This is a genomic window from Endozoicomonas sp. 8E, assembly GCF_032883915.1.
Taxonomy (GTDB): Bacteria; Pseudomonadota; Gammaproteobacteria; order Pseudomonadales; family Endozoicomonadaceae; genus Endozoicomonas_A.
In genome coordinates this window covers 5062381-5073911 of sequence record NZ_CP120717.1, presented here as the reverse complement: position 1 = coordinate 5073911, position 11531 = coordinate 5062381, and the positions used below count along the sequence as shown (strand labels likewise).

The window sequence follows — 11531 nt, the reverse complement described above, 5'->3', positions numbered from 1 at the left end:
ACTTTCGTTGCCTGGACTGGATGGGCGCTCCCCCATGGGGGTAATGGCAGCCTGTGGTTTATTGAGAGTGACAACGCGAATGATGCCTGAGAGCTTGCCAAAACTTTCTTGGGATAAGGTGTTCAGAACTGCTGAGCTGTATATGCCTGATGGGTCTGAACCGCTGGTAACCATTTTGATGAGGGCTCTCGAGTATCGCCTGAACTCTCGAGTCCTGACGTTGGGTGACGATATCAAGTTGCCTCCTGAAGAGTATCAAAGGTGGGTTTTAGAGTGTTTGTCGGATACGTCAGATAGCCCATATGGCGATGATCTGATTGAATTTATGCCTGCTTTTGGCAGTGACCAGATTACCCAGTCGGTAAAGAATGCGATTAAGACGACACCGTTTCATATGACGGCTGGACAGCAGCGCTTTCTTCTAATGGTCCGTGAGTTAGTTCAAACCTTAGGGCAGGAAGAAAGTATCGCAGAAAAAATGAATGAGGCTCTCTTCGAACCTTGGGCATACCGGGATAAAGTACACTCAATGGGGTGGAACCCTGCAGGTGAAAGAACCCACGCTTATCAGCAGGAGGCGCCCAGCAAATCCAAAGCAAAAGGGGTTATGCTGGCAGTTTGGTTGGCCTTTGAAGCGTTACCCCTGTTTCCGTGTATGGCAACAGGCAGAAAACTGAGAACTTCTGCCTTTACTGGATATGGAAGAAAGCAGTTTTTCCATTGGTCCCTGTGGTTTGAGCCCATTAGTTTGATTGCGGTGAAAACACTGAACAGTCATATGGGCAAAGAGATGAGAGGCGCCGATGTGCCAGTGGCTGGTCTATATGAGTTATACAGTAGTCGTCGGATGCCGCTTGGTGATAAAGGGTTTAGTGTATTTAAACCTTCAGTGATGGGGCATTTGCGCTAACCCTGTGTGCTCAAATAAACCACGGTGGGTTAGCGATCGGGTAACTTGTCCTTTAACAATGGATTTATTTTGTTTGGCCTATGCCTGTATGGGGCTTGGATGTTTATTTCTTTAGGTTAGCGAAAATAGCCTGTAGAGTCTTTGGTAGCTGTGCTGTTCAAAGGTGGCAGGTTTTCTGGGCTCTCGAAGTCGAGCCTCGTTGAAGCAAACGATTCCTGTTCCTGGATGGCCATAAGATCAAGGTTTTCTGGACTCTCGAAGTCCAGCCTCATTGAAGCATGCCAGTACCGGCAAAACGCATTAAAAAGGAGTGGTTTTCTGGGCTCTCGAAGTCCAGCCACGTTGAAGCTGCTCAAAGACATACGCGAGAGTGTTAATACGTTGGGGTTTTCTGGGCTTTTGAAGCCCAGCCTCGTTGAACTTCACTCCATCGCGTGGCAGAGTCATAGAACGATGGGTTTTCTGGGCTCTCAAAGTCCAGCCTTGTTGAAGCTGTTTGTTTTGCTTAACCTCAGGGTCATTACAGACCTTTCCCGGGCTCTCGGGCCCGGCCTCGTTGTTGTACTGAGGGCTGATGTCATTGAATCTGGTAAAATATAAGTAGAGGTTTTTCTAGTTCAGGGATGGATGACAGATGGCACTCAACGCACGACAAAGGACATTTGTCGAGGAATATATCAATAACCCTTCTTCGGTGGCTGAGGCTGTAAAGAAGGCAGGTTATCGTACTACCAACCCCCACTCAACAGCGGCCAAGCTGTTAGTGCATCCAGCAGTGAAGGAGGGGATACGCAGGCAGCGGGAAAGGCTTCAGAAACGTCATGATATGACCCGGGACAAACTGGCACTGATGCTGATGGAAACATACCATGTGGCCGATACCGTTACCGACAGGTTAAAAGCTATTCGGCAACTGGCAGATCTCTATGGGCTTTGATCTCTGACCTTTGTCATTTTCCCCGAACCCCACCAACTAATACTGTCTGCCCTTTACCAGGAGTCCCGGGAGAAAGTTTAATTCCTGCCATAGCCGTTTAAGAAGAGGGGGCCTATGAAAGGGGGATGGGTGCCTTTTTATCTCGGAATCCTAAACCCTGTGGTTCAGATGGAAGTCGGATTTTTGCGATTTTCCCAGAAATGGAAACTGAAAAAAATTTCCGGAATTTTGGGACAGGCTTTCAAGATTGATTTTGAAACCTGCCACATCCGGAGGTATTGAAAATTATGGTCTGGGACAGGTATCCATGTTTTTACCTATAAAATATTAAAAATAAATATACCGATAAAAACTACTTTTTTCCTCCGACAGTCGGAGCCAAGGGCAAAGCAAAAAAAACCTGCCTAACACGGAAACCCGGATCACCTGGCAGGCTTTGAATAGGTTGATAGATGAGCGAGTAGGTCGAACCTACTCCCCCCACTTCACAGGCTGCTTGAGAAAAGCTTCAAAATCAGCACGGCTGGTTTTTAAGTCTGAAAGTCTGACGACCCTGAACTGTTTACCCTTCTCCCGTATTTTGCAGTTTGTATTGATGTTTGGTGACATCTCTTTCAACTTACGGTAGAAGGCATTATTCGCGGTATATTCAGCTTTAGACCCTGCTGAGTTTTTAAAAGCCTCGTAGAGCTGTTTTTTATCGGTATGTTCTGGCCATTCCCGATTATGAGGGTAAAGCTGTCCATCATGGAGGCAGGTATACCACCAACTTTCAGCAGGCTCCATACTTTGCTCTTTCTGGGCGAGCAATGCATCGGTTTTAGGGACATCCCGGAGGTTCTTTGAAGAGATATCCCGGGTTACCAGCAGATGGTGCAGGGCTTCAAGGCCACCGTTATTCATCTGCTCTGAAATGGCTTCAAAATAAGCGGCGTCCTGCTGGTGCTGGTTACCGACATCAAGTACCAGAAACCGTCGCTCTTCTGCGCCAGCAGGCACTGCCCAGTCATTATTGGTGGCCATGATCACCCGGTTGTAGTTATCCATGGGGGTCGCATCTTTATTCTTGAACTCAACTATCCGGCGCTTTTCGGTAATCAGGGTTTTCAAAGAGCCTTGCAACTCTTTTTTACCGGGCCAGTAAACCTCATCCAGAAATACCAGGATACTATCCGCAAGAATAGCGTTGAACCTACCCAGTATTTGCTCAGTAGAGGTAATCTGCTTGTAGTGTCTGCCAAACAGCTTGCCAAACCAAGAGGCAAATACGCCTTTACCGGTGCCTTGCCTGCCCCTGAGAACAATGGCTATGCCAATCAGTATCTCAGGGTTTTGGACAAGGTGAGCCATCCAGTCAAGGATGTAATCGTATATCTGCTCATCACCGTTACATATATTGTCGCGTATATGGTTCAGGTAAAGGTTGCAATCACCTTCAACGGGTTCACAGCTCAAGCCCTGCCATAGATTGAATACATCGTCGTTGGCCGCTTTTCCTGGGGCAAAAACAACCTGCTCATATTGACTTCGTTTAGGGTGTTTCAGCCAATATTGAGAGGCACTTTTGCCATCTCTGGTAAACCGGTTCATTTGGGCTTTGTTGAAGTCCTCAAAGCTCATGCAAGCGACCTCAATGCCCGACGCCCCACGATCTAATACCACTGTCTTGCCGCCGACGCGAACAACAGAATAGCGGGTATTGTACTCGTACAGAATCGGGTCATTTGCCGCTATTTTTTCATCATCCGATGAACGAATACTCTTCAGCGTCTTTACCAGTTTTTCATCAGATAAAGGTGGACTGTTTTGACTGTTCCATAACCGAAGCCCTGCCAATATCCGCTGGTTGTCGAATCCCTGCCGTATCCAGGAACCAATAAGGCTGGTCAATGCTGCTGTTCTTTCGCCGTCGCCCAATGACACATTGAGATCAACCAACACCTGGCTGGAAGGCTTATATTGGTTGACTTCATTGATGCTAAGTCCTAACCCCTCGATGACCTTATCCAATGTGTAAGCCTTGTGGTCGTATGCCTCTAACACACTGCTCAGAAACGGGTCACCTTTATGGTGGAGGAAGCCCGGAACTCGCATTACACGACTAAGGTTACAGACTGAAGAATCTCCATCAAAACGTCTGGCAATGGCTTTCTGCACTGGTTTAAATTGATCGACTGGGAAATTCTCCACTTTCCAGTAAACATGGTACTTGTCAGGGCTGGTTCCTGTGATCATATGTGGTGGTAACACTCCTTCTTTCTTAACGGGCGCCAGAGGCGCACCGTCAAGATCAAGAAACACAGCGTTCACGCCAACCACATTGGCATCCTTACCGCCTTTGCCATCAGTCTCATTGACCACAACAAAAATGCCTGCACACTGTTGGTTTGCCCGCATCAACCGGTCTTTGCTTTCAGCAAAGGTACCGCAGATATTTTGGGCGCTGCCATTTTTGTGGATGACTCTGAACTGGTGGCAGGCCTCCCGACCTGCCAGGTGGTTCAAAAACGCTTCTGCCATATCCAGATTTGCGTGGGCTATGCCAGTTCTCATTTAGCACCTCCATGTCGCAGAATAACGGGGGAGCTTGCAACGTCGTGCTCAGTCCAATGATTATCAAATAAATCACATAAAGCGTGGTCTAGTAATTTAGGCGTAAGAACAACATTAGCCCCAAGACTAATGGACTCTTTTGTCCCTTCGATGAAGATCGTCTCTATATGAGGGCCCCCGTCAGGCTCATTGGCGAACGTGTTAAGATCACATCGAAAAAAAACACTGTTTAACCCGGTCTCATGGCCTTCAGGTACCCACAAAGGATGGTAGTTCATCAAAAAATATACACTCAGATTTTGGACGTTGTGTTGAAATTCGGTGCCAGTCACTACAATATCCATTATTTGCTCTCCCCATAGGCTGCATCATTCGCTGCTTTCAATTCTTGGGCTTCCATCCATGCTAGAATGGACGACAGCCTCCATACTCTTTTTCTGGGGGATAGTTTTATCCCTTTCGGGAAGCCACTTTCTGGGTCTTGCATTCTTCGATAACGGGTAGCTCGACCATTGTTGGTGATACGGTCGACCACATGGCCGGGGATCCAGGGATCAACCTTCTCGGATAAGGTTGCAGGCATAGCCACGCTTTCTGGTTTGTTATCGTTGGAGTCAGTCTTACTTTTTTTGCTCAAAATGAGCTCCTTGCCCCTTGGGCTTTTTATCTTTTTCAGTCTGTATTGCATCCAAAAATAAGCATTGCTTATAATTGCATGCGAAATCATCCATCTTTAATAACACCAATAAACCCTCAGTAATTAGGGTTACATTGATAGTTAATTACCTGCTGAAGCAAAGCACTAATATGCAATGCTCTATTGAATAATATCAGTAATGCTTATATCGGTTCAAGTCGTTCCAGCATTTATTGTGAAGTAATGTTATTTCAACGCTTTTATTTCACTATTTTAAGGACTTTTCCGAGAAAGCTAAGCTGGTTTTTTATAAGTTCAATCTGACTGCTTCCAGAGCGAACAACAAGGTGATCGTCGTGTAGGCTAACAAGATTAAATAGGTGATAACCGGAGCGCATACGAAACATCACTGCAATTTTTTCAGCACCAACAATGGTTTCAGCCGGGTCCACAATTGCGTAGCCTCGGGATTCTGGCCATGCTTCTGTAGGTGCATCCAGTTCGATAGCGACTGATTGATGAGTGCAGCCCTCGACGCTCACAATCGTTTTCGTCGCTAATTGTCCAGACACAGTGCCAATCACAGGTAGTCCTATCTTTTGTCCATCCTGAGAGAAGCGCAGCTCTTTGTAAGCAGATGCTTTTTCGGCTTCATCGTAATACAAGTCAATATCGGGTTCGATATCTTCCGGTTTACATTGCAATGCCCGGGAAAAACGGATAATGGCATCGGTATTCAGGGATACCTTCGCATTCATGTATTGGGAAACAATACTCTGGTTTTTAAACCCGGCCAGTTCTTGCAAACGTTCCTGTGTAAGACCCAGTTCTGCTTTCTTTTGCTGGTAGATACGCTTGAGCCTTGCCGAGCGAGCCTTGTGGGTATCTGTAACTACCCTGTTTATAGCTGTTTTTTCCTTGTTTTCTCTGGTCATTACATAGTTCGGCTTTCAATTTGTCTCATATCTTATAGTAACCTGTCATGGTTAAGTGGGCTATCAACTATCTGTGTTAGTGCGTTTGTAGATTTCCGCCAGTCGGTTGGTTAAAGGAGTTGGCAGTTCTTGCTTACAATAGAGGGCGTATGACTCAAAATCTTTGCGAGAATAGGCACCCTCTACCAACTCAGCTGGTTCTCCGTTGCTCACTCTTTTGTCTGTAGTCCAGTTCTCGAGCAAGTACCAGCATTCCAGAACAGTTGGCCCCCACATTTCCCGAAAGTGCTTTTTAGGAATCAGTTTATGTTCTGCCATATAACTGAGACGCTGGAGAGTCACGGAAACCTTTTGGGCTGATCGTTGCCATTGCCCTTGGTTGGCCAGTGTATTTTGTTCAGGGTAAATGGATCGAAGTGTATTGATATCAGGCTTGACCTTTTCCATCTCTTCCATGGCCCAGCGCAGTAGTTCGGCATGTCTGCTCAGGGCTGTTTCACGAATAGAATGGGCTCCCTGACGCAGACTTAAGAGTAGTACCAAAGTTAGCAGGGTCATTAGTATATCAGATACACCGGATACGCCACTCCAGTTAAATGGCAGAAAACTGAATGAAATTCCTTCCATCATGGCTTGCCTCCATTCTTTTTATTTATTGGAGGTTGATTTTATCGGCTTCTGTTTCTGCTTACCATCAGTCCGGCTATTGTTGAGGGTGAAGAGTGCTATGCAGAAGGTGCCCTCTACCTTATCCTGATGAATATAAAATTAATGCTGATCAGAAGTGTTGGGTTTCATTTATCATAATGACATGTATATCCGGCTAAAACTTATCTGATAGCAGTGAACAGCCGCTCTGGGAGAAACATGTACGATATAATCGGTGACATTCATGGACAGGCCGAAGAGCTTGAAGCCCTGTTGCAAAAAATGGGATATAAAAGGACGGATGGGGTATTTACCCATTCAGAGAGGAAAGCCGTATTTCTTGGAGATTTTATCGATCGTGGTACTCAGGAGCAGCGGACAATAGATATCTGTCGTTCAATGGTAGCGTCTGAAGCGGCCCTGGCAGTGATGGGTAATCATGAATTCAATGCGATCTGTTATGCCACTCCAGATCCATCAAAGGAAGGGGAATACCTTCGGTCACGTAGCAAACCTGGCAACCAGAAAGCTCATCAGGCTTTTCTGGATGAATTCCCGCTGGGATCACCACAGCATAGAGAGGTTATTGAGTGGTTTAAGACCCTTCCGGTATTTCTCGATCTTGGAGATATTCGGCTAGTTCATGCTTGCTGGCATCAGGAAAGTCTGGAGCTGGCTAAACCCTGGCTGGATGACAGAAATTGTCTGCTACCTGAAGCTTATGCATTGGCATCAAATAAAACACATTCGCTCTACACTGCCATTGAGTACCTGTTAAAGGGCGTTGAAATTGATCTGCCAGATGGTACCAGCTTTAAAGATAAAGACGGAAAAGAGCGCATAGCTACACGTATTCGCTGGTGGGATAAAAAGGCTAAAACCCTCGCTGATGTGGCTATTGGTCCGGGTGTGGGGTCTTTACCAGAGGTACCTGTTGAGACTGGACGTTTTCATTACCATGATTCAGTTCCAGTCTTTATCGGTCACTACTGGCTATCTGGTTTACCCCAAAAGTTAACTGACTACGTGGCCTGTGTTGATTATAGTGTTGCGAAGAAAGGAGGCCGTCTGGCAGCCTACCGATGGCAGGGAGAGACCGTTTTGGATAACCGCCACTTTGTTTGGGTTGATCGGGATCAGTAGCAGATATCAATGTTGAATCATCACAACCCGAATTACAGGAACCAGCTCAAGAACAACCAGATTCCCCTGAACTGGTCTACACCCCAAGCGGCAAGCCGTGGCCTATAGTACAAGCGGCTCAGGCCCAAGGGCGCAGCTATACTGAACGGACAGGTAAACTGTACGAGCCTGTTCAGGTCGAAGGCGGCTTCGCATTAAAGGAGATACAGAATGAAGAAGGACCCACCACCAACGCCGATGCGGGACCCGAAACACCAACGGCGCATGGATTTAATTCGCCGAGGGATGGAAAACAAGAAAAGGATGGCGGAGAGGGAAAAGGAGCTACAGGAAAACCCACTAACAGAGGAAGAGGAATTGGAATCAATGAAAAGGGAGCTGGCAGAAAGCGAGAAGATATTGGAGTACGTTTTCAAAGGGTCAAAACGAGAGTAACGGAAGTCGATGCCGACCAGTTAATTGAGTTTTATCGAAGTCAGGGGGGAAATATCCTTGATAATGCGCTCAATGCCTTTCTTACACATCCTCCCGCTGAAGCCATGGGTAGTTTTGCTTCAGCGATAGATTTATTTTTTGAACTGGTCATATATCACGGTTTAACAGACGAGCAAGCCGCCGCTGTCGCGCTTGATAGCCTTGAGGATTATGTAAACAGCACTCGCGATCTACGTAATACCGCTGCCACCGAGTCCAACGCCACAGACTTCCAAACTTCCCAGTCAACCACCGACACTGAATCAGGCGAAACACAAGCAGCCAAGTACCAAGAAGGCATTCAAGTTGTTGACCCCCGTGACCAACAACCTACTGAAGCACGTTTCACGGAAGCCACCTTAGCCAAAGGTTTTACAACACAGATCAATGAAGCCAAACAGTGGATAAAAGAACTCAGGCTGCAGTTCCCCCACAAAGCAGCGGTTCTCAAGAAACAGGCCCTGCTTAAAAAACCAAAGCAAAAATATCAGACGTACAAGTATTACGTTGTCCCCCGCGAGGACCAAAAGCACCCAGAACTGACGGGGTATCAACTGTTTGCTTCAGAAAAGTTAGCAAAGGCCGTCAACAGCAGCTTAAAATTGTGATTATCTGACTGCAGCATTGTTATAAACTGCTAGAAAAGTAATAAGGTGAGGGTTATGGGCAGGAATAAAAATCACCAACAGGGTGAAACTCTGGATGTCGCGAATTTCACGTCAGAGGGCGCTGCAGGTATTGTTTCAGCCTATCGGGAGGGGAGGAGTACCCAAGAAAATGCAGCAGCCCATAGTCAACTGAGCAGTGAGATTCGCAAAATGAACTACGGACAAAAGATCATAGAAGGGAAGTGGCAGGCATCTGACCATAATGAACCAGTAGTTGAAAAAGCCATTCTGCTGGTGGGTAATGATTCTGAAAGCGGTAATATGAAAGGGCTATTGAAGAAATTAATGGCTGAAAACCATCAGGCTGCGGTTGTCTACAAAGCGGCAGGTCGATCAGACATTAATCTGCTGTTCGCTGATGGTAGCCAACAGTCAGTATCAATATCAGAGCTTCAATCTTTTTCTAAAGTCTATGGACAAATGAGGGGCAAGCCAGAGGTTGAGTTTTGCCTTGAGAGCACTACGTCGCCCAAAAACTGGCTGGGGAAGTTGGCTGAGAGTAAAATGCCCAGCCGGTCTTAATTGACTGGTTCGGGCTTATGGCCCGATGGTGATGGGGTTGAGTTCATCCCGTGGCTCTTAACCCGATGAGTGACTTATTCGGCGTATCTTCAGCCAAAGGACTCTGGTTTCAGGTTGTACTTTTCTGACTCGGCACTCCACTCTTTGTTAGGTATATATTTCAAGAGTGCGGTATTTGCGATCAGGTTATTAAAGTCATCTTTTTCATGGTAGATGCAATTATAAAAAATAACCCTGAGTTCGTCTGAGGTCAGTCGTCCCCGGACCATTTTATAGAATGGAGGCTTGCTTTTTTCATCAATGCTTGAACTGTCTATAAATTTAAGTAAGTGGTAGATTGAACGGAGGTAATGGCTGAAATTATTATCATATTTATTTCTCAGTTTATTATAAGCTTCTTGGAAGGATTCTTTATCTCTTGGGTAAATTCCAGAGGTCACTCCTGTAAAGTCAGGACTCGTGGCGTATAGTTCTTGTAACAGATATGAGAAGCAATCAACGCCATGGATGAATTTGTCACTTTTTTCATCGAATATTCGCAGAGAACGGGTAAGGTTGTTATGGATCTGAAGTATTTGTATAAAACTACTCTCGAATCTTTGTTTCTCTAATTCCTCACTTTGATTTTTGAGTTCTGACTCTTGCTTTTTCAGCTCATTTCTCTGGGTCTCAAGACTTTCTCTCTGAAGTAAAAGTGTGTAGATTAAACCCGCAAGTCCAAGCCCTGAAAAGAGTGAGTTAATGACTCCAAACATGTCACCAAGTTCTGCATGATTTGGGGTTTTATACAATAGGATGCCGGACCCAAGCCATGCTGAAATGATCAATAGTGCTGATGAAATTAGAATGGTGTTGTTTTTACTCATATTTATTTCCTATTAGTTTTCAAAGCGTATTCCTACTTCAGGAAACTATAAAAGTCAATCTTGACTTCTTTGAGACTATTAGCACGATTGATGCAGTCATTCTGCCTTTAAACTCGTCAACCAGCCGATTATGCTCGTCATTAAGTTCGTTAAGCCGTCTCCATCATATAAAAGTCAATCTTGACTTCTTTGAGACTATTAGCACGATTGATGCAGTCATTCTGCCTTTAAACTCGTGAACCAGCCGATTATGCTCGTCATTAAGTTCGTTAAGCCGTCTCCATCATTTTTTGGCAGAGATCACTGCGTGGATTATCAACCCCCATTACTTCAGTAACAATATCCTCAACGCCTCGATTCCATTGGTCGGCATCCTGGCCGGGGTTATTTGTACAATCCATAAGGTGGGCGCATCGCATGGCCAGGTCACCCGCCAGGGTAATGATATTGTGCTGACCATCACTCAGGTCAGAGTACGGAAAAACTTTATCTTCAAACTCAACGACCAGTTCACTATAGTTCGGTGAGTAATAGCTGTTGGTGGCTCCCGGAATCATCTTGATAATCGTGTCCAACACAGCCGCCAGGCCACTGCTTTCTGTCCGCTCCTGATAAGCGATGCGATCAGCATGCTCCAGCCAGGGCATTAATGTTTTATTCTGGGCATCGGGTTTCAGCGCATAATAGTAACCAAAGGCGATATTGGCACTCTTGAGCTGATTTGACTTTTGGGTCTTTTGCCCGGCCCATAGTCGCCCCGTACCGTAATAAATCAAGACTGGCAGGTTCTCTGACTGGGTGTTATCGTCAGCCTGTGCCTGGGTGTTGTAAAGTCGGCTGGCTTAATCCTTGAGTTTTCGGCAATGATCGTTGTTGGTGTGACCCTCTGCCTTTTTTAACAGTCGCCGCCAGTGGAGGCTGGTATGCTTAGCAACAGTTCTGTAGGCTTCTACCGAGCAATTTTCCCGAAATTCCGTGGTGATTTTTTCGCGGTTGCGTAAAAAATAACGCTGTACATCGCCTGCATGTAAATTCCGGTCAAATGCTTTTTTGGTTTCACCCACGTAACTATTAGGAACGCCCAGAAGAAACCCGCCCATCGCCACAGAGAGTGCATCAAGAATCGTCGTTTTACCCTTGGCATTGTCGCCAATGATAAGGGTCATGCGCTCGCCAAGCTCAAACTCGGCTTTCTCAAAGCAGCGAAAATGGGTTAAACAGAGTTTGTCGATCTTCAT

At 46.0% G+C, this 11531-nt stretch carries 13 protein-coding genes; 6 read left to right on the top strand and 7 right to left on the bottom strand.

Annotation, left to right across the window (positions count from 1 at the left end):
• Positions 1 to 220 precede the first annotated feature (220 nt).
• Both P6910_RS17145 and P6910_RS17140 read left to right on the top strand, forming a co-directional pair.
• On the top strand, positions 221 to 910 hold the full coding sequence (locus tag P6910_RS17145; RefSeq protein WP_317142492.1) for a hypothetical protein: 690 nt from the start codon (positions 221 to 223) through the stop codon (positions 908 to 910).
• A gap of 634 nt (positions 911 to 1544) precedes the next feature.
• Entirely contained in the window at positions 1545 to 1847 is a 303-nt protein-coding gene (locus tag P6910_RS17140) for a terminase small subunit (protein ID WP_317142491.1), read from the top strand.
• Positions 1848 to 2318: 471 nt separating this feature from the next.
• On the opposite strand, the gene P6910_RS17135 is transcribed toward P6910_RS17140, so the two are convergent.
• The 4 genes from P6910_RS17135 to P6910_RS17120 all read right to left on the bottom strand — a co-directional run bounded on the left by P6910_RS17135 (position 2319) and on the right by P6910_RS17120 (position 6602).
• Positions 2319 to 4400: a DUF5906 domain-containing protein gene (locus P6910_RS17135; RefSeq protein WP_317142490.1), complete on the bottom strand. Its 2082-nt coding sequence runs from the start codon at positions 4398 to 4400 to the stop codon at positions 2319 to 2321.
• 343 nt (positions 4401 to 4743) lie between these two features.
• On the bottom strand, positions 4744 to 5037 hold the full coding sequence (locus P6910_RS17130; protein ID WP_317142489.1) for a helix-turn-helix transcriptional regulator: 294 nt from the start codon (positions 5035 to 5037) through the stop codon (positions 4744 to 4746).
• 260 nt (positions 5038 to 5297) lie between these two features.
• The gene (locus tag P6910_RS17125; RefSeq protein WP_317142488.1) at positions 5298 to 5972 is read right to left on the bottom strand and encodes a helix-turn-helix transcriptional regulator; all 675 of its coding nucleotides are present in this window, start codon (positions 5970 to 5972) and stop codon (positions 5298 to 5300) included.
• Positions 5973 to 6035: 63 nt separating this feature from the next.
• Positions 6036 to 6602, bottom strand: a complete 567-nt coding sequence (locus P6910_RS17120; RefSeq protein WP_317142487.1) for a hypothetical protein — start codon at positions 6600 to 6602, stop codon at positions 6036 to 6038.
• Between the two features lie 237 nt (positions 6603 to 6839).
• Here P6910_RS17120 and P6910_RS17115 point away from each other — a divergent pair, with 237 nt between their 5' ends.
• The 4 genes from P6910_RS17115 (at position 6840) to P6910_RS17100 (ending at position 9427) form a co-directional block, all read left to right on the top strand.
• Complete coding sequence (locus tag P6910_RS17115) at positions 6840 to 7763, top strand: metallophosphoesterase (RefSeq protein ID WP_317142486.1); 924 nt, start codon at positions 6840 to 6842, stop codon at positions 7761 to 7763.
• 210 nt (positions 7764 to 7973) lie between these two features.
• Positions 7974 to 8198, top strand: a complete 225-nt coding sequence (locus P6910_RS17110; protein WP_317142485.1) for a hypothetical protein — start codon at positions 7974 to 7976, stop codon at positions 8196 to 8198.
• Positions 8199 to 8302: 104 nt separating this feature from the next.
• A complete protein-coding gene (locus P6910_RS17105) occupies positions 8303 to 8845 on the top strand; it encodes a hypothetical protein (protein WP_317142484.1) in 543 nt (180 codons plus the stop codon).
• A gap of 54 nt (positions 8846 to 8899) precedes the next feature.
• Positions 8900 to 9427 (top strand): hypothetical protein, encoded by a 528-nt coding sequence (locus P6910_RS17100; protein WP_317142483.1) that lies wholly within the window; start codon positions 8900 to 8902, stop codon positions 9425 to 9427.
• Positions 9428 to 9516: 89 nt separating this feature from the next.
• Here the strand turns inward: P6910_RS17100 and P6910_RS17095 are convergent, their stop codons facing one another.
• The 3 genes from P6910_RS17095 to P6910_RS17085 form a co-directional block, all read right to left on the bottom strand.
• Positions 9517 to 10293, bottom strand: coding sequence for a putative phage abortive infection protein (locus P6910_RS17095; RefSeq protein WP_317142482.1), 777 nt, complete (start codon positions 10291 to 10293; stop codon positions 9517 to 9519).
• Positions 10294 to 10562: 269 nt separating this feature from the next.
• Positions 10563 to 11069, bottom strand: a complete 507-nt coding sequence (locus tag P6910_RS17090) for a hypothetical protein (protein WP_317142481.1) — start codon at positions 11067 to 11069, stop codon at positions 10563 to 10565.
• 66 nt (positions 11070 to 11135) lie between these two features.
• A complete protein-coding gene (locus P6910_RS17085; protein ID WP_317142480.1) occupies positions 11136 to 11531 on the bottom strand; it encodes an AAA family ATPase in 396 nt (131 codons plus the stop codon).